At 73.5% G+C, this 18789-nt stretch carries 13 protein-coding genes; 4 read left to right on the plus strand and 9 right to left on the minus strand.

Annotated features, from left to right (window positions below):
• The first annotated feature begins 830 nt into the window (after window positions 1-830).
• Window positions 831-2750: an N-6 DNA methylase gene (locus E4N63_RS05615; RefSeq protein WP_308188652.1), complete on the plus strand. Its 1920-nt coding sequence runs from the start codon at window positions 831-833 to the stop codon at window positions 2748-2750.
• Between the two features lie 435 nt (window positions 2751-3185).
• Here E4N63_RS05615 and E4N63_RS05620 read toward each other — a convergent pair whose 3' ends face one another.
• The 5 genes from E4N63_RS05620 to E4N63_RS05640 form a co-directional block, all read right to left on the minus strand.
• The gene (locus E4N63_RS05620) at window positions 3186-4016 is read right to left on the minus strand and encodes a carbohydrate ABC transporter permease (RefSeq protein WP_228430371.1); all 831 of its coding nucleotides are present in this window, start codon (window positions 4014-4016) and stop codon (window positions 3186-3188) included.
• Between the two features lie 153 nt (window positions 4017-4169).
• Window positions 4170-5564, minus strand: a complete 1395-nt coding sequence (locus tag E4N63_RS05625) for an ABC transporter permease subunit (RefSeq protein WP_230240100.1) — start codon at window positions 5562-5564, stop codon at window positions 4170-4172.
• 15 nt (window positions 5565-5579) lie between these two features.
• Entirely contained in the window at window positions 5580-6914 is a 1335-nt protein-coding gene (locus E4N63_RS05630; protein WP_125624248.1) for an ABC transporter substrate-binding protein, read from the minus strand.
• A complete protein-coding gene (locus E4N63_RS05635; RefSeq protein ID WP_125624247.1) occupies window positions 6911-8566 on the minus strand; it encodes a glycoside hydrolase family 13 protein in 1656 nt (551 codons plus the stop codon). Before E4N63_RS05635 ends, E4N63_RS05630 begins: the two co-directional genes overlap by 4 nt.
• A 239-nt stretch (window positions 8567-8805) precedes the next feature.
• Window positions 8806-10083: an ABC transporter substrate-binding protein gene (locus E4N63_RS05640; RefSeq protein ID WP_230240101.1), complete on the minus strand. Its 1278-nt coding sequence runs from the start codon at window positions 10081-10083 to the stop codon at window positions 8806-8808.
• 172 nt (window positions 10084-10255) lie between these two features.
• On the opposite strand from E4N63_RS05640, the gene E4N63_RS05645 reads away from it, so the two are divergent.
• The 3 genes from E4N63_RS05645 to E4N63_RS05655 all read left to right on the plus strand — a co-directional run bounded on the left by E4N63_RS05645 (window position 10256) and on the right by E4N63_RS05655 (window position 13943).
• Window positions 10256-10762 (plus strand): PadR family transcriptional regulator, encoded by a 507-nt coding sequence (locus E4N63_RS05645; protein ID WP_125624245.1) that lies wholly within the window; start codon window positions 10256-10258, stop codon window positions 10760-10762.
• Between the two features lie 140 nt (window positions 10763-10902).
• Window positions 10903-11628 (plus strand): ABC transporter ATP-binding protein, encoded by a 726-nt coding sequence (locus E4N63_RS05650; RefSeq protein ID WP_043464277.1) that lies wholly within the window; start codon window positions 10903-10905, stop codon window positions 11626-11628.
• A gap of 5 nt (window positions 11629-11633) precedes the next feature.
• Window positions 11634-13943, plus strand: a complete 2310-nt coding sequence (locus tag E4N63_RS05655; RefSeq protein ID WP_125624244.1) for an ABC transporter permease — start codon at window positions 11634-11636, stop codon at window positions 13941-13943.
• 85 nt (window positions 13944-14028) lie between these two features.
• On the opposite strand, the gene E4N63_RS05660 is transcribed toward E4N63_RS05655, so the two are convergent.
• The 4 genes from E4N63_RS05660 to E4N63_RS05675 are packed head-to-tail and all read right to left on the minus strand — an operon-like array spanning window position 14029 to window position 18666.
• Entirely contained in the window at window positions 14029-15024 is a 996-nt protein-coding gene (locus tag E4N63_RS05660; RefSeq protein ID WP_230240102.1) for a branched-chain amino acid ABC transporter permease, read from the minus strand.
• A 35-nt stretch (window positions 15025-15059) separates the two neighbouring features.
• Entirely contained in the window at window positions 15060-16703 is a 1644-nt protein-coding gene (locus tag E4N63_RS05665) for an ATP-binding cassette domain-containing protein (protein ID WP_230240103.1), read from the minus strand.
• On the minus strand, window positions 16700-17482 hold the full coding sequence (locus E4N63_RS05670) for an ABC transporter ATP-binding protein (RefSeq protein ID WP_125624241.1): 783 nt from the start codon (window positions 17480-17482) through the stop codon (window positions 16700-16702). Before E4N63_RS05670 ends, E4N63_RS05665 begins: the two co-directional genes overlap by 4 nt.
• Window positions 17479-18666, minus strand: coding sequence for an ABC transporter substrate-binding protein (locus E4N63_RS05675; protein ID WP_125624240.1), 1188 nt, complete (start codon window positions 18664-18666; stop codon window positions 17479-17481). Before E4N63_RS05675 ends, E4N63_RS05670 begins: the two co-directional genes overlap by 4 nt.
• Between the last annotated feature and the right edge of the window lie 123 nt (window positions 18667-18789).

An 18789-nucleotide genomic window follows, 5' to 3' on the forward strand; every position in this document is an offset into this window, starting at 1 on the left:
CCGGAGCCGGGTGACCGCCCGACGGTGAACCCGGTTCGAACGCACAGCCCCGAGGGGCCCGGTACGGCCGATACGGCCGCGCCGGGCCCCTCTTCGCACGCCGGGGCCCCGGAAGCCCGGACCCGCACCGCCCGGGCGGCGGCCGCGAGCCGGGACCGCCGGGCGGGCGAGCCGGTGAGCGGATCAGGCGGGCCTTCCGTACCCCTCTCCGCAGGACCGGAGCAACCCGATGCCCGGTGTGTGCGTCTCCTACCCTTGGCCCCGCTCGTCACGGGCAGAGACCATTGGCCAAGAATAAAGCGGGGCAAACGTGAACTGAGTCAAGGATCCTGCTAGCACAGCGTTACGCTTTCGGTATACGGTGACGGCGGCTGGCAACCCGCCATCCCCACCCCGGCCACCACGCCCGGGGCCCGCCGATCCCCATCCCGCCGGAGAGGCCATGCCCGACACCCCGGAACCCCATGTCTCGGTGACCCTGGCGGAGATCGCGAGGATCGCGGGTGTCGGCCGCGCCGCGGTGAGCAACTGGCGCCGCCGGCACAGCAGTTTCCCCCGCCCGGTGGGCGGCACCGACACCAGCCCCCAGTTCTCGCTCTCCCAGGTCGAGGAGTGGCTGCGCGCCCAGGGCAAGCTCGGTGCGGACGAGGGCGGCCGCGAGCGCCTCTGGCCGCGCTTCGAGGCGCTGGGCGACCGGGTACTGATGGGCCTGGCGATCGCCGCCGTCGGCGCCCGGGCGGGCCGCGCCGACCCGGCCGGGCCCTCCCCGTCCGCACCCCTGAAGACGCCCCGGAACGCCGCTCGCGCCCTCCGGCTCCGTCCCCCCGCCCGTGGACGCCGAGCTGTCCGAGGCGCAGGAGCAGGCCGTGGAACAGGCGGTGCGGGTGGCGGGCGAGGACGGCCTGGCGGAGACGTTCGGGTTCCTGCTCGGCCGCTGGCTCGGCACCCACGTACGGCAGATCACCACCACCCCCGAACCACTGGCCGCGCTGATGACGGAGCTCGCCGAGCTGGTCGGCGGGGGGCCGGAGAGCGAGCGGGCCGGCGGCGGCCCCTGGACCGTGCTGGACCCCGCCTGCGGCGTGGGGGGGCTGCTGACCGCCGCCGTCCACCGGTGGGGCGCGCACGGTGAACTCCGGCTGTCCGGACAGGACAGCGACCCCGTCCTCGTCGATCTGGCCGCCGCCCGGCTGGCGCTCACCGATCCGCCCGAACCGCGGGCGGGCCGCCCCGGGGCCCGGCGCGGCAGGAAGCGGGCGGCCGCCGCCCCGCGCCCCGTACGCACCACGCATCTCCGGCCGGCGGACTCGCTGCGGGAGGACGGCCCCGCGTTCCGCGGTGAGGCGGACGTGGTGCTGTGCAACCCGCCGTTCAACGAACGCGACTGGGGGCACGCCGAACTCGCCACCGATCCCCGCTGGGTCTACGGTCACCCGCCGCGGACCGAGCCCGAACTCGCCTGGGTGCAGCACGCGCTGGCCTGCCTGCGGCCGGGCGGCACGGCGGTGCTGCTGCTGCCGCCCGCCGTCGCCTCCCGTCGGGCGGGCCGCCGCATCCGCGCGGCGCTGCTGCGCGCCGGGGCGCTGCGGGCCGTGATCGCCCTGCCGCCCGGTGCCGCGCCGCCGCACGGCGTGGCGCTGCATCTGTGGGTGCTCCGCTCTCCGGTGTCCCCCGCGGAGGCCGGCAGCGAGCTGCTCTTCGTCGACGCCGCACAGAGCCGTCCCGGCCGGGCGGCGGGTGCCGCGCCGCCCGCCGGTCCCGGCGCGGACGGGACGCGCACGGCAACGGCGGCGGGCGCCGCGGGCAAGGCCGCCCTCGACTGGACGGTGCTGCGCGACACGGTGCTCACCGCCGTACGCGCCCACCACGCCCCGGACTCGGACCGCGGGGCCGCCGCCGGCGCCGATGTCCCGCCGGGCACCAAGGCCGTTCCCGTCATCGACCTCCTCGACGAGCAGGTCGACCTGACCCCGGCCCGGCACGTACCGGTCGCGGCCCCGGTCGCGGGCCCGGGACTCGGCGAGTCCTGGTCGGGTTTCGACGGCCTCCTGGACCGGCTGCGCGCCACGGCGGCCGAACTGTCCCCGCTCACGCTCGCCCCGGACGCCGGTGAGGCGCCGGGCAGCCAGGGGCCGACCACGGTCGGCGAACTCGCCCGCGCCGGGGCGCTGACCGTCCACACCGGTCAGTCACCGGCGGACGGGGTGGTCCGGGACGCCGCTTCCGCGGCCGTCGACGGCTCGGTTCCGTATCTGACCGTGCAGCATCTCCTGCTGGGCAGCGCGCCGAACGGCCGGGTCTCCCACGCCGACGCGGCCAAGGGGCGCGAGACGGGCACGCTCACGGTGACCGAGCCGGCCGATGTCGTCGTCATCGGCTCCTCACGCGTCTTCGACGCCTGGGTGGACGACGGCGGCCCCACGGTCCTCGGCCCCCAGATCCACGCCCTCCGGGTTGATCCGTCGGTCCTCGACCCGTGGTTCCTCGCGGGCTGCCTGCGCGCCCCGGCCAACGCCCGGCAGGCGGGCACCCACGCCTCCGCCACCTCGCGGATCGACGTGCGGCGCCTGCAGATCCCGCGCCTGCCGCTGGCGGAACAGCGGCGCTACGGCGAGGTCTTCCGCCGCCTCGCCTCCTTCGACGGCCTGCTGCGCGAGGCCCGCGCCCTGGGCACGGAGCTGACCCGCACCCTGAGCGACGGCCTCGCGGCGGGGCGCCTCACGGCGGAGGACCGGGGGAACGAGGGCTGAGCCGGGCGCGGCCGGAACGGAGCGAGGCGGCGAGGCCGGGGACTCGCCGCACCGACGGGGGTGCGTTCGTTCCGGCGGCGCCCGGCCGCCGGGAACCGGGGGCCGCTCCGGAGTCTGCGGCACACGGCAGGACGAACCCCCGCTGGGGGCGAGGCCGTTGGGCCGGACCGGGCTGGAGCAGGGGGCGTCGTCATGCCGCCCGCCCGCCCGTGGGCGGCTGCCGGGGGCGGGACCGACGGCTGGGCCGGGGCGGGGCCGGTTTCTCGTGGCGGCGCCGCCGCGCCGATGAACCCCGAGCGCTCATCGGCGCGGCAGCGCCGTGTCGGTGGGCGAGGCCGGGTGGGGCCTCACGTCCGCACGGACGCTGGAGCGTGGTGGCGGCGGGCCGGCGTACGGGCCGGCGGGGAGCGGATACCGGACCCGTACAGCCGTCCGTCACTTCACCGAGCCGGCCATGACGCCCTGGACGAAGTGCCGCTGGAAGGCGAAGAAGACGGCCACCGGGACGATCAGTGACAGGAACGCGCCGGGTGCGAGGACGCCGATGTTGCTGCCGAACTGCCGCATCTGCGACTGCAGGGCGACCGTCAGCGGCTGGGACCCGCTGTCGGCGAAGATCAGCGCCACCAGCATGTCGTTCCACACCCACAGGAACTGGAAGATGCCCAGGGAGGCGATCGCCGGCCGGCCCAGGGGCAGCACGAGCCGGGTGAAGATCCGCCACTCGCCGCCGCCGTCCATGCGGGCGGCCTCCAGCATCTCCCGGGGGATCTCCGCGAAGTAGTTGCGCAGCAGGAAGACCGCGAACGGGAGTCCGTAGGCCACGTGGAAGAGGATCACGCCCGGGATGGTGCCGAAGAGTCCGAGCGCTCCGAACATCTTGGCCACCGGCAGCAGTCCCACCTGGACGGGGACGACCAGCATGGCCACGACCACCAGGAAGACCCAGTCGCGGCCGGGGAACTCCAGCCAGGCGAAGGCGTATCCGGCGAGGGCGGCCACCACGATCACCGTGACGGTCGCGGGCACGGAGATCAGTACCGTGTTCCAGAAGGCGTCCACGATGCCCGAGTCCCGCAGCAGGGCCGTGTAGCCGTCGAGGGAGAGCCGGCCGGGGTCGGCGAAGGCGGTCCACCAGCCGCTGGAGGTGTTGTCCTCCTCGGGCCGGAGGGAGGCGACGAGCAGGCCCGCGACGGGGGTCAGCCACACCAGCCCGATGACGGCCAGGAGGACCTGCACCAGACCGCCCCGGGTCCGCCCGGCCAGCCGGGAGACGAGACCCGGCCGCGGCGGGCCGGCGGTCCCGGCCGGGCGGCGGCGCGGGTTCGGGCCCGCCGGGCGGACGGGGGCCGGGCCGGAGGGCGGTCCCGGGACCGGCGGAGTCCGGTGCGGAGCCGGGGGTGACGGTTCCCTGGGCGGTCATGTTTGGCTCCTGCGGAAGCGTCGGATATTGAAGATCATGGCCGGGGTGACGGTGAGCAGCAGCAGTACGCCCAGCGCGCTGCCGAGGCCCTGGTCGTTGCCGCCGCCGAAGGACACCAGCCACATCTGCATGGCGAGCACGCTCGCCTCCTGCTGCACGGGGCCCGGGGCGATGACGTAGACGAGGTCGAAGACCTTCATCACGTTGATCACCAGGGTCACGAAGACCACCGCCAGGACCGGGGCGAGCAGGGGCACGGTGATCCGGCGGAAGATCTGCCACTCCCCCGCGCCGTCCATCCGGGCGGCCTCCAGGACGTCCCGGGGCATCGCGGAGAGCCCGGCGGCGATCAGCACCATCGCGAATCCCGTCCAGATCCACAGATAGGCGCCGATGATCGCCGGGGTGATCAGCGCGGGTCCGAGCCAGGCGACGCCTCCGTACGGTTCGGCGAAGTTCTTCGCGGGCAGCCGGAGTTCGTAGCCGCCCGGCGCCAGGCCGGTGAAGCGGTAGGAGCCGTCGGCGGCCGTGGTGGCCGTTCCCGCCACCTCGCCGTCCCGTACCGCCTCGACGGTCATTCCCGGCAGTCCGCGCTCGGCGGGGTCCACCCGGTCCGGCTCGCCGCCCCCGCCCGGGGTGAAGTCGATCCAGACCACGCCGCGCAGTTCGTCCCCGGCCGCCGGGGCCGCGGCGGCGGTCCGGGCCGGTTCCGCCTCCGCGGGCAGGTCCTTGGGCGGGACGCCGACGAGCGGCAGGTTCAGGACGCCGCCGGGCGACACCGTCTCCGCGGAGCGGTACGAGCCGTCGGGCCGCTTCTCCAGGATCTCGCCGTCCCGGGCCCGGGCGGTGGGGTAGCCGGTGCTCTCGTCGAAGACGTCGTGCACGCCGACCGCCACCGCGTTCAGCACGCCGCGCTGCGGATCCTGTTCGTAGACGACGCGGAAGATGATGCCCGCGGCGAGGAAGGAGATCGCCATGGGCATGAACATCAGCAGTTTGAAGGCGGTGGCCCAGCGGATCTTCTCGGTCAGCACGGCGAGGACGAGGCCGAGGCCGGTCAGCAGCGCCGGGGCGACCACCACCCAGACCGTGCTGTTGCGGATGGCCGTCAGGGTGGCCGGGTCGCGGAACATCTCCGCGTAGTTGTCCGCGCCGACGAAGCGGCTCCCGGAGGCGTCGAAGAGGCTCCGGCCGATGGTGAAGAGGATCGGGTAGGCGACGAGCGCGCCCAGCAGGAGCAGCGCGGGCAGCAGGAAGAGGACGGTGGTGAGCCGCCTGCGCCGGGCGGCGCGCCGGCGCCCGGGGGGCACGGCGCCGTCCGTCTTCGGGAGCGGCGCCGTGCCTTCGGTGGTGCCGGGTGCCGCGGCACCCGGCGGGGAGGTGACCGACATGGGGAGTCTCAGTCCTCAGTCCTTGTAGGCCTTGGCCGCGGCGGCCTCGAGCTTCGCCGCCGTCGCCTTCGGGTCGGAGGGGTCGCGGAGGAAGTCCTGCAGCAGCTTCCACTCGCCGACTCCGGCGGTGCCGCCGAAGGCGGCCGGGGCCTGGTCGGACATGTCGAAGCGCACCGCGTCACCGGCCTCGACCAGGGAGACGGCGATCTCGCGGGTCGTCTCGTCCCGGTACGCCTCGGGCTCGAGGGACTCGTTGGGCGAGATGAAGCCGCCCTCCGCCGCCCAGATCTCCGCTGCTTCGGGCGTGGCCAGGAACTCCACGAGCTGCTGGGCGGCCTCCGGGTTCTTGCCGGCCTTGAGCACGGCGGCCGCGTCCCCGCCGCCCACCACCGGCGGCTTGCCGTCACCGACGGCCGGGAAGGGGAAGAACTTGGCGTCCTCGCCGACCTTCTTCTTGTGGTCGCCGGCGACGATGCCGCCGACGAAGTCGCCCTCGTAGACCATGCCCGCCTCGGGCTCGTTGCCGAAGACCTGCTCGACGGACTCGGGGAAGTCGGTGCGCAGCGCGCCGGCGCCGCCGCCCGCGACGAGGTTCTTGTCCGCGAACAGTTCGCCGAGTGTGGTCAGGGCCTCGATGACGCTGGGGTGGGTCCAGGGGATCTCGTGGGCGGCGAGCTTGTCGTAATTCTTGGGCCCGGCTTGGGAGAGGTAGACGTTCTCGAACCAGTCGGTGAGCGTCCAGCCGTCCTGGCCCGCGACGGCGAAGGCGGGCATACCGGACTCGGAGAGGGTCTTCCCGGTCTCCAGCATCCGGTCGTAGCTCTCGGGCGGTTCGACGCCGGCCTGCTCGAAGGCGCCGGGGCTGTACCAGACGGTCGACTTGTTGGACGCCTTGAAGTACAGGCCGTAGTACGTGCCGTTGACGGTGCCGTAGTCGCGCCAGACCGGCGCGAAGTGGATGCCGGCCTTCTGGTAGGTCCTGGCGGACAGCTTCTGGAGCCAGCCCTTGTCGGCGAACTGCTGGAGCACGCCCGGCTGGGGGACCATCACCACGTCGGGGGCGTTGCCGCCCTCGATCTTCGTGCCGATGAAGGTGGAGAGGCTGTCGCCGGTGGGGACGAAGCGGGTCTCGGCGCCGGTCTTCTCGGAGAAGGCGTCCAGCACCTTCTGGAAGTTCTTCTGCTCGGTGCCGGTCCACACGCCGGCGACCGTCACCGTCTCGCCCCGGAGCTTCTGCGAGCCGGAGCCGGAGTCCCCGGAGGTGCCGCCGCCGCATGCGGTCGCGGTGAGGGCGAGGCCGAGCACCGCGGTGCCGGCCGCCGTGCGCCGCCGTCTCGTGGTGTGCTTCATCGGGTGGTTCCCTTCGTGGAGAGATCGCTGATCCACCAGGCGGTGGTCGAGCCGGGGAGGATCCCGGCGGGGCAGTCCCCGCTGGCGAGCAGCGGGGTGCCGGGGACGGGCGCCGGTACGGGGTGGAGGCCGAAGTTGACCGCGCACACCAGGCCGTCGCCGCGGACGAAGGCGAGAACCTCCGGCGGGGTCTCCAGCCAGCGCAGGCCGTCCTGGCGCAACTGGGGCAGGGTGCGGCGCAGTTGGAGTCCGTCGCGGTAGAGGTGCCAGAAGGAGCGGGTGTCGGCGAGCGCCCGGTCGGTGGCGTGTTCCGCGAACCACTGGGGCTGCGGCAGCCACGGGCTGGCCGCCCCCTCGCCGGTGGTGAAACCGAACGGTGAGGCGTGGCCGGACCAGGGCAGCGGCACCCGGCAGCCGTCGCGGACCCGGCGGCGGCTGCCGGTGCGGCGGAAGATGGGGTCGGTGAGCACCTCGTCGGGCAGATCGACGACCTCGGGCAGTCCGAGTTCCTCGCCCTGGTAGACGTAGGCGGCGCCGGGCAGGGCGAGCATCAGCAGGGCGGCGGCGCGGGCGCGGGCCGGGCCGACGGTGGTGTTCTCGCCGGCGTAGCGGGTGACGGTCCGCACCTGGTCGTGGTTGTTGAGCACCCAGGTGACGGTGGATCCGGTGCCGGCGATGTCGGTGAGGGCCTCGCCGATGGTCTTCCGGAAGGCGTCCACGTCCCATGCGGCGCTCAGCAGGTCGAAGAAGAACGCCTGGTGCAGTTCGTCGGGGCGTACGTAGCGCGCGTGCTCGCGGGCCGTGGGCACGGACACCTCGCCGACGAGGAGCCGGTCGACCCCGTCGCGGGCGGTGTACTCCTCGCAGACCGCGCGCCAGTCGCGCCACACCTGGTGGACCTCCGGCTGGTTCCAGGCGAGGGGGTTGACCGAGTCGCGGGCGCGTTCGTCGGCCTCCGGGTCCGGGGAGTCGGGGAGTTCGGGGTGTTTGAAGAGGCCGGCGGCGACGTCGATGCGGAAGCCGTCCACGCCGCGGTCGAGCCAGAAGCGCAGGATCTCCTCAAAGGACCGGCCGGTCTCCGGGTTGCGCCAGTTGAGGTCGGGCTGCTCGGGGGTGAAGAGGTGGAGGTACCACTGGCCGGGCCGGCCGTCGGGTTCGGTGACGCGGGACCAGGCCGGTCCGCCGAACATGGCGCGCCAGTTGTTGGGCGGCAGTTCGCCCCGCTCCCCGCGCCCGTCGGCGAAGTGGAAGCGGGCGCGGTCCGGGCCGCCGGGCTCGTCCGCCAGGGCGGCGCGGAACCACGGGTGCTCGCTGGAGCAGTGGTTCGGGACGATGTCGATGACGACCTTGAGGCCGAGCCGGTGGGCGTCGCCGACGAGGCGGTCGAACTCGGCGAGGTCCCCGAAGGTCTCGTCGACGCCGCAGTAGTCCGCCACGTCGTAGCCGTGGTCGTGGTGCGGTGAGGGGTAGAACGGGCTGAGCCAGATGCCGTCCACACCGAGCTTCTTGAGGTACGGCAGCCCGGCGCGGACGCCGGTGAGGTCCCCGATGCCGTCCCCGGTGCTGTCGAGGAAGCTGCGGACGTAGATCTGGTAGATCACGGCATCCCGCCACCAGTGCGCGGTGGTGGTCGGTGTGGTGGTGGTGAGCATGGCTGACACCTGTTCGCTCGGTCGCTCGGCAGTGCTGCGGCCGCGCTGTTCCGGCGCCGCTGCTATGCATGCATGTTATGTAGCGATGACGAACGGGTGTCAACGAGCGTGCAGCACAAAGCAGCGAAGGCAGGGGGATTCGTTCCGTTATGCCCGTAGAAATCCGGCAGGCCGTTACCTAACAGGTAAGTAGAGGAGAGTCTCCCGGAGAACCCGAGAGAACAGCGCGGGGCGAGCCGTCAGCCCTTGCGGACGATCGCCCGGAGCTCCCGCTCCAGACGCGCCACCCCGGACGCGGGCGTCTCCCGCTGCGCCATCACGTCGTGCACCACGGCCTGGACCGCCAGGTTCACCTGCTCGTAGCGCGGGCTCTTCGGCCGCGGCTTCGCGGCCAGCACGCTCTCCCGGAGCGTCGGCAGATACGGGAACCGCCGCACCAGCCCGGGGTCCTCGTACAGCTCCGCCCACACGGGCGGCAGCGCGCCCTCGGTGAGCACCCGCCGCTGGACCGTCTCACTGGTCAGATAGGCCAGCAGGTCCGCCGCCGACTCCCGGTGCCGGGAGCGGGCGTTGACCGCGAGGTTCGAGCCGCCGAGAATACCCGCGGCGGGACCGTCCCGGCCGGGCAGCGGGACCACGCCGAACCTGCCCGCCACCTTCGACTCCGCGCCGCCGGCCAGCGCGTGGACGTACGGCCAGTTGCGGAGGAAGAGCAGCCGGCCCTCCTGGAAGGCGCGCCGGGACTCCTCCTCCTTGTAGGTGAGGGCCTCCTCCGGGATCCATCCCTCCCGCACCCCGTCCGCCAGGAACTCCAGGGCCTCCCGCGCCTCGGGGGAGCCGACCGTGACACGGGTTCCCTCGCCGGCCAGGATCGAGCCGCCGGCGGACTGCACCGCCTCGGCGGCGTTGACCGTGAGCCCCTCGTACGGCAGGAACTGCCCGGCGTAGCCGTCCAGACCGTGCTCCGGGGCCACCGTGCGCGCCAGCCGCTCCAGCTCGCCCCAGGTGCGCGGCGGCTTCTCGCCCGCCCGCTCCAGGACGTCCTTGCGGTAGTAGAGCAGGCCCGCGTTGGTGACATACGGCAGCGCGTGCAGCCGCCCGCCGAAGGTGGCGGTGTCGACCACGGGCGGCAGGAAGCGCTTGACGGGGAAGCGGTCGGCGTTCAACGGGGCGATCCAGCCGGCCGCGGCGAACTCGGACGTCCAGGCGACGTCGATGTTGAGGACGTCGTAGCGGTCGCTGCCGGAGCGCAGGCTCGTGGACATCTGGGCCCGCACCTCGTCGGCCGCCTCGGGCAGTTCGACGAGCGTGACCTTCTCGCGCGGATGTGCGCGGTTCCAGTCCGCCAGGACGCCCCGCAGATAGCCGGTGAGGTCGCCGCCCGTCACCAGCGTCAGAGGGCCGCGGCCTCCGGAGCCGGCGGTCCGCTCCCCCGCACCGGCCTGCGGGCCCGCGTAACCGGCGAGGATCACCGCGGCGGCGAGGAGCCCCCTACCCGCGGCCCGCGTCCACCGCATAGGTTCCTCCTTGGCACTCGGCGCCGGCGGCCCGCCCGGCGTCCAAGGCCCCTGTATACCCGTTGGGCATACGGGATACTAGGGGTTGCGACAATGTGCTGGGGCGATCGGGCTCACAGCCGGAGCCGGCCCCCCAACAAGCAGGTAGGGCCGGGGAAGGAGGCGGGAGTCCGTGCGTCTGCCCCTCCTGGCACTCCTGGCGAAGGGGCCCGCCCACGGATACGAGCTCAAGCAGGCTCTTGAGAAGCTTCTGGGCGCCGCGTACCCTCAGCCGAACATCGGGCAGATCTACGTCACTCTCGGCAGGCTGGAGAAAGCGGGACTGATCGAGGGCGAGGACGTCGCCCAGACGGCACGGCCGAACAAGCGCATCTACCGGCTCACGCCCGCGGGGCGGGAGGCGGTGGCCGCCTGGTTCGAGGAGCCGACCGCCGAGCCCCGGGTGCGGGACGAGTTCTTCATGAAGCTCGCCCTGGCTCCCGACTCGGGGGTGGCCGACCAGATCGCCCTGATCAACAAGCAGCGCCGCCACTACCTCAACACCATGCGCGATCTGTCGAAGCTGGCCGCGGCCGAGGACCGGGACAACCGCGTGGCTCAGCTGCTCATCGAGGGCGCGATGCTGCATCTGCAGGCGGATCTCGACTGGTTGGAGCGTTGTCAGGAGGAGCTGGAGTGAGCCGCGAGAACCACGAGACGGCTCCCGCCGGGACCGGCGGGACGGGCCCGGCCCGGGAGCCGGGTGCGGACGCCGCCGGAGCGGCGTCCCGCGCCGGTGACGGGTCCGGTGGCAGCGGTGACGGACCGGGTGGTCCCCTCCTGCGCGCTGAGGGCCTGGTCAAGACCCACCGCGCCGACGGCGCCCCGGTCCGGGCCGTCCGCGGCGTCGACCTGAGCGTGGGTCGCGGCGAGTTCCTGGCGGTCACCGGCCCCTCCGGCGCGGGGAAGTCCACCCTGCTGCACCTCCTGGGCGGACTCGACCGGCCGGACGAGGGACGCATCTGGCTCGACGGCCGCCGGGTGGACGGCTACAGCGAGGCCCGCTGGGCGGTGCTCCGCCGCCGCGGCGTCGGCATCGTCTTCCAGTTCTTCAACCTGGTCTCCCATCTGACCGTGGCCGACAACGTCGAGCTGCCGGCGCTGCTCGCGGGCCGCTCCCCCAAGGAGGCCCGGGAGAGCCGCGCCGAGCTCCTCGCCGATCTCGGCCTGGACGGCAAGGAGAACAGCACGCCCGGCGAGCTGTCCGGCGGCGAGCAGCAGCGCGTGGCCCTCGCCCGCGCCCTCGTCAACCACCCGGACGTGCTGCTCGCCGACGAACCCGCCGGCAGCCTCGACAGCAAGGGCACCCGCGAGGTGCTGCGGCTGCTCTCCCGCTTCCACGCGCGCGGCCAGACCATCGTGCTCGTCACCCACGACGCCCGGATGGCGAGCGCCGCGGACCGGGTGATCAGCCTCTTCGACGGCCGGATCGCGGACGACGCCGTACTCGGCGGCGGCGCCCCGCGCACCGGCGGCGTGTCCGGCGTGCTCGAACTGAAGGGCTGAACGGAATGCGTGCCACGGTGCGCTGGGTGCGCGCCGATCTCCGGGTGCACCGCGGGGAGGCGCTGTTCCTGGTGCTCGCCACGGCCGGGATCATCGCCTCGCTGCTGCTCGCGGGCGCTTTCCTCACCTACGCCGCCAACCCCTGGCAGCGGGTCTTCACCCAGTCGTCCGGCGCGCATGTGTGGATCCACACCAAGGCGTCGGCCGACGCGGCAACGCTGGCCGGGCTCGACGGTGTCCGGGCCGCCTCCGGGCCGTTCCCCACGGCGGGCGTCACCGCCGAGCTGGGCGGCGACCGGGCAGCGGTGCGGCTGCGCGCCGCCGGGGCCCGGCCGCCCGCGGTCGGCCGTCCCCTGCTCGGCTCCGGACGGTGGCTCGGCCCCGGCACCCCGGACGGCGTCGTCCTGGAGAGCTCGGTGGCCCGCGCCCTGTGGGCCGAGCCGGGTGACGCGCTGCGGGTCCGGGGCCCGGACGGCAGCGTCCGCCGGCTGCGGGTGGTGGGTGTCGCCGACAGCGCGGAGCCGCAGTACGCCCCGGGTGAGAACCCCGGCACCGGCTGGGTGCTCCCCGCGGCGCTGGAGCGCCTCGCGCCGGAGGAGGACCGCCGCGGCCTCGCGGTGGGCCTGCGGCTGGACGACCCGGAGGACACCGACTTCGCCGTCCAGCAGGCCGTCACCGCGCTCGGCGCCGACCAGATCGCCGAGGTGTCCACCTGGAAGCAGGCGCGGGCCGAGGCCGTCGGCGGCGACCGGCTCCTCGGGCTGCTGCTGGGCGCGTTCGGGATCGGCGCGCTGCTGGCCGCGGCCATGGCGGTCGCGGGCGCCGTCGGCACCCGGGTCCACGGCCATCTGCGGGACATCTCCGTCCTGAAAGCCATCGGTTTCACCCCGGCACAGCTCGTCCGGATGTTCCTGGCCGAGCATCTCGCCCTGGCGCTGGCCGGGGTGGCCGCCGGGGCCCTCCTCACGGAACTGCTCGGCCCGCACCTGCCCGGCCGGACCGGGGAGGCGATGCGGCTGTGGCGGGAACTCCCCGAGCACGCCTGGGTCCCCCTGGTGACGGCGGCGGGCGCCGTGCTCCTCATCGCCGCCACCACGGCGTCCGCGGCCTGGCGGGCGGGGCGGGTCCCGCCCGTGCCCGTGGCGCGCGCGGCGGTCCCGGCGGGCCGCCGGATGTCGGGCACGGCCCGGCGCGCCCTCGGCCTGCGGCTGCCGCCGGCTCTGGTGCTGGGCTGGCGGGGGGCGTTCCACCGGCCCGGGCGGTCGGCCGCCGCCGTCGGACGGCTGGCCGTTCCGCTGCTGCTGATCACCGTGGCGCTGAGCGCGTGGAGCACCCTCGACCGTTTCGAGAGCCGGCCGGAGGAGGTCGGTCTGGCGGCCTCCCTCGTCGTGCGCGGGGACGGGATGGACGACGGGGAACTGCGGCGGCGGCTGGCCGCCGAGGACGCGGTGGCCGCGGCGCATCCGGGCTCGGAGGCCGCGGCGCTCGTCCCGGGCCAGACCGGCACGATCACCCTGCGCGGACTGGGCACGGCGCGCGATCCGTACCCGTTCTCCGTCGCCGAGGGCCGGGCGCCGCGGGGGCCGGACGAGGCCGTGGCGGGGCAGGGGCTCCTCGACCTGCTGCACGTGGACGTCGGCGACTGGGTCCGCATGACCGTGGGCGGCCGCCCGCAGGTGCTCCACCTGGTCGGCCGCAGCATCGAGCCGGAGGACGGCGGGCGGGTGGTCTCCACCTCCCTCGACACCCTGCGGGAGGGCGGCGCCGCGGACGGGCCGGGCTTCTACCGGCTGGTGCTGGCGGAGGGCGCCGATCCGGCGGCCGTCGGCGCCCGGCTGTCCCGGGACGCCGACGGCGGGCTCGACGTACGGCAGACCGCCAATCCGGCGGACCGGCTGTCGTCCGTGCGGGGCGTGATCGTGGGGCTGGTCGCGGTGCTGGCGCTGATCGGTCTCGCGGAGCTGTCGACGACCATCGCCGCGGGGGTGCGGGACCGCCGCCGCGACCTGCTGGCGCTCAAGGCCATCGGGCTGACGCCTCGTCAGATCATGGCGGTGATCGTGGCGGGCACCGGCTTCACCGCCCTGGCCGCCACCGCGGCCGGCATCCTCCTCGGGGCCCCGGCCGCCGGCTGGCTGATCGACCTCCAGGGCGCCTCCTCCGGTATCGGCGCGGGCATCGCCCGGCCGCCGTCACCGGCCGCGCTGGCGCTGATGGGCACCGCCGTGGTGGCCGGAGCGATCGCCGTCTCGGTCCCGCCCGCCGCCCGCGCCGTGCGCCGGCGCCTGGCGGACTCGCTGAGCGACACGCTCTGAGGGGCCGGCGGACCTTGCGGTCGCACGCACCTGGACGCCGCCGGACCCGCCCTTCGGGCGGACGACGCCCCTTCCGACCCCTGCCCTAGGGCTGCCGCCTGCGCCGCCACGCGTCCTGGAGGGTGGGCACGAGCCCGCGGGGCGCGAACAGCACGGCGGCGATCAGCAGGATCGCGTAGACCGCGTAGGACAGCACCGTGGGCGCGGAGTCGGGCATGCCCGGCGAGGTGCCGAGCGCGTTGAGAAGCTGGACGAGGAGGGTGATCACCGCGGCCCCGGCAACGGCGCCCCAGACGGTGCCCAGCCCACCGACGACCACCATCACCACGTATGTGATGGAGAGCAGCACCGGGAAGGATCCCGGGGCGACATAGCCGAGGTAGAAGGCGTAGATGCCTCCGGCCAGGCCGGCGAAGGCGGCGGCCTGGGTGAAGACGGTCAGCTTGTACCGGCCGACGGGGACACCGCTCGCGCTCGCCGCGGTCTCGCTGGTGGCCAGCGCGCGAAGACCGCGCCCGCTGCGGGAGTTGACGATGTTCCGGGCCAGCACCACGGTCACGGCGAGCGCCGCCCACGCCATATAGGCGTAGTGGATGTCCTCGGTCAGCGTGAATCCGAACAGCGACATGTCGGGGATGCCCTGCAGGCCGATGGCTCCGCCCGCCCACTCCGCCTCGCCCACCAGGGACACCGTGATCAACTGGAGGGCGAGCGTGGCGAACGCCAGATGGTGGCCGCGCAGGCGGAGCAGGGGCACACCGACGATCACGGCGAACACCGCCGCCGCGCACGGAGCCGCAGCCAGCGCGAGCAGCGGCGGCAAGCCGTGGACGGACAGCAGACCCGCGGTGTAGGCACCCACGGCGTAGAAGGAGGCCTGGCCGAGGGAGACCTGCCCGGCGTACCCCATGAGAAGGGACAGTCCGACAACGACCGTGCCGGCGAGGCAGAGCAGGACGTAGACCGACATCTGACTGTCGTCGAGCGCCAACGGGAGCACCAGGGAGACCAGGGCCGGCAGCGCCGTCGTGAGGTGTGCGAGCGAGGGCGCGGGCTTCCGGACGGCTGGCGCGGAGTTCACGGACTCCTCGGTCCGGGTTCCGATTCGATCCTTTATCACGCTGTCTCCTGTACGACGCTTCGGACGCGGGCACCCTGCGCGATCATCAGCGCGAGCATCAGGACGAGGGCGACTTCCAGCTGGTAGGCGGCATTGCCGTAGCCGGCCACCAGGGCCTGGGCGACGCCGAGGAGCAGGCCGCCGGCGAGGCTGAGTCCGATCCGGGCCAGACCGCCGAGGACGGCTGCGGCGAACCCGTTGACGATGAGCACGACATCGGAGTCGAAGCTGATCGACTGCATCGGGGTGACGAGTACCCCGGCCAGACCGCCGAGCGCACCTCCGCACGTGAAGGCCACGAGGCCCATGCGCCTGGTGTCGATACCGACGACGCGCGCCGCGTACGGGTTGGCGGAGCAGGCGGTCAGTGCCTTGCCCAGGTCCGTACGGCTGAAGAAGAGGGCGACCGCGGCGAACACGACCGCGGTGACCCCGATGATCAGCAGGTAGTGGCTCTGTATCCGGGCCCCGAAGAGATGCACGGCACCGGGCACCCCCTCGGAGGACCTGGTCTGGTCACCCCAGATCATGATTTCCACGGCGTACATGAGGACGCCGGCGCCGAGCGTGACGATCAGCGCGGACTGCGGGCTCGTGTCCCGGCGGCCGGTGGCGAGGAGTCCCACGAGCAGGCCCGCGACCGCGGCGACGACGACGGCCAGTGCCTCACTCGCGATGTGCGGCAGTCCGGCGCCGAGCAGGGAGGAGACGGTGAGTCCCGCGATGACGGCGAAGGCCCCCTGCGCGAAGTTCACCACCCGCGTCACCCGGTGGATGACGACGATCCCGCTGCCGACCAGCGCGAATCCGCATCCGGCACCGAGGCCGGTGACGAGGTAGACGAGGAAGTCGTTCACGGCGTGCCTCCGGCGTCGGGGTCGGTGGCCCCGGGGTGCCGGGGTGTCGGCGTGACCGCCCAGGTATGCCCGGGCCACGGCGGGGTTCGCGGCCAGTTCGGCGCTGGTCCCTTCCAGCGCGATGCGTCCCGCCTCCATCACGTAGCCGCGGGTGCACAGCTCGAGGGCGAGCCGGGCGTTCTGCTCGATGAGCAGCACGGCGATTCCCTGCTCCCGGTTGAGCTCGGTCAGATGGCCGGCGAGGCCGGCGACGATCAGCGGGGCGAGGCCGAGCGACAGTTCGTCGACCACGAGCACCTGCGGACGGCTCATCAGGGCCCGCCCGACCGCCACCATCTGCTGCTGGCCGCCGGACAGGCTCCCGGCGCGCTGGCGGCGCACCCGTACCAGTTCGGGCAGCAGTTCGTACACCCAGGAGGTGTCCCGCTTGTGGCGGTCGCGCAGCCGCCACGCGCCGAGCCGGAGGTTGTCGTCGACGCTGAGGTCGGCGAACATCTGGCGGCCTTCGGGCACCTGGGCGATCGGGGCGCGTACCGCGATGCTTCCCGCTGCCGGGGCGAGCAGGCCGGTGAGGGTGTTGACCAGGGTCGACTTCCCCGCGCCGTTGGGCCCCACCAGCGCGACGGCCTCGCCCGGGGCGACCCGAAGGCTGACCCGGTCCAGAGCCGTCGCGGCCCCGTACCGGACGACCAGGTCGTTGACCTCGATGACGTCGTGGTCGTTCCGGCGGTCTCCGGCCGGTGCGGACCGAGTGGCCGCACCGCGCCCGGTCTGCTGAGTCATGTGGCTTCCTTCCCGAGGTAGGCGGCGACCACCCGCGGGTCGGTGCGCACCTCGCCGGTGGTCCCCTCGGCGATCACCTCGCCGAGGTCGAGGACGGTGATCCGGTCGGCGAGGCGGGTGACGAAGGCGACGTCGTGCTCCACGAGGATCATCGTCAGTCCCTCGGCGCGCAGTTGCTCGATCAGCACGGCGAGACGTTCGCGTTCCGCCGCGCGCAGCCCGGAAGCCGGTTCGTCCAGGAGCAGCAGCCGCGGATCGCCGCACAGGGCGCGGGCGACCTGCAGGACGCGCTGCTGTCCCAGCGGGAGTGTCTGCGCCGGGCGGTGGGCCCACGCCGCGAGCCCGACCCGTTCGATCGCCTCCTCGGCACGTGCCCGGATGGCGCGTTCCTCGGCGCGGTGGCGTGGCAGCCGGAGCGACCCCGCGAGGAATCCGGCACGGCCGGTGGAGTGCGCGCCCACCATCACGTTCTCCAGGACGGACATCCCGTGGAACACCCTGGCGCCCTGGAAGACGATGGCCACCCCGAGGTGCGCGCGGCGGTGCGGGGAGAGCTGGTCGATGCGCCGCCCGCCCAGCGTGATCTGCCCGCGCTGGGCGGGGAGCTGGCCGCTCACCAGGTTGAACAGGGTCGACTTCCCCGCGCCGTTGGGGCCTATCACCGCGCGGACCTCGCCGTGCGCGACCCGGAGATCGACGTCGCGCACGGCATACACCCCGCCGAAGGAGCGGGCGAGTCCGGTGGCCTGGAGAAGCGGACCGGCGCCGGGCTCCGTCACTTCTCGGCGCCCTTCGCGAGTTCGGCCCTGGCCCACTCGGTCGGCACGAAGGCGCCGTCCTTGACGGTGTTGACGGAGATGTGGTCGGCGGTGAGGCCGGAGTGGTCCTTCGCGCTGTAGCGGTAGATGCCGTTGGGGGTCGTGAGGGTCATGCCCTCGAGTGCGTCGCGGATCTTCTTGTGGTCGGTACTGCCGGCCTTCTCGATGGCCGCGACCAGCAACTGCACCGCGCTGTACCCGTCCTGGGCGAACTGCGGCGGGTTCTCCCCGTACTTCTTGTTGTACGCCCGGGCGAAGTCGACGGCGGTCTTGGTCAGCTTGCTCTCGGGGAGCTGGTCGGCGACGACGCCGACCGAGCTGGCGACGGTGACGCCCTCGGCCGCCTTGCCGGCGGGGCCGGCCCACAGCTTGCTGGCCTGGGCGCCGGTGAGGGTGAGGGGGACGTCGAGGCCGGAGGCCGCGTACTGCTTGGTGATGATGACGCCGGGGGCGCCGGTGGCCCAGACGAGCAGGGCCTGGGCGTCCGTGGGCTTGATGTGGGTGAACATGGAGCTGAAGTCCGTGGCGGTGGTGTGGAACGTCTCCGTGGCCACCACCTCGACGCCGTACTCGGCGGCGAGTTCCTTCGTTCCCTTGTAGCCGGCGACCGCGTAGGAGCTCTTGGTGTCGTAGGCGACCGCGATCTTCTTGACGCCCGTGGCCTTGTAGTACTGGAGCAGCCGCTCGGCGTAGGTGTTGGAGGTGGCCGGGGCCAGGAAGACGTACGGGTGGATCGGGTCCACCTGCTCGTCCGCCGGCGTCAGGGACAGGTAGGGGATCTCCGCCCGGTCCACGACCGGGATGGTGGCGAGCGCGGAGTTGGAGAACGGCGAGCCGATGACGGCGGTCACGTCGTCCTTCATGGTGTTGAAGGCGAGCACCGACTGGTCGGGCTGGCTCTTGTCGTCCTTGACCTGCAGTTCGATCGTGCGGCCGAGGATCCCGCCGTCGGCGTTGATCTGCTGGACCGCCAGCTCGACCGACTTCTTGTTGTCGGTGCCGAGCGGCTGGTAGTTGCCGGTGAGGGAGGCGATGAGGCCGAGCTTGACCGGACCGTCCTCGGAGGAGGCGGAGGGGGATCCGCAGGCCGTGGCGGTCAGGCTCACGGACAGGACCAGGGCGGCAATGGGCACGAGGGGACGCACGGGATCTCCTGGGGTGGGTCACGGGGGTTTGATGCGCGTCTGGGGCGCTTCGTGCGCACCTCTCAGCGCCGTGGGGGCGAACCTAGGCGCACGTTTGACCACCGTCAACTAGATGCACAATAT

The sequence above is a fragment of the Streptomyces sp. MNU89 genome, from assembly GCF_020982505.1.
In the GTDB taxonomy this organism is placed as follows: domain Bacteria; phylum Actinomycetota; class Actinomycetes; order Streptomycetales; family Streptomycetaceae; genus Streptomyces; species Streptomyces xinghaiensis.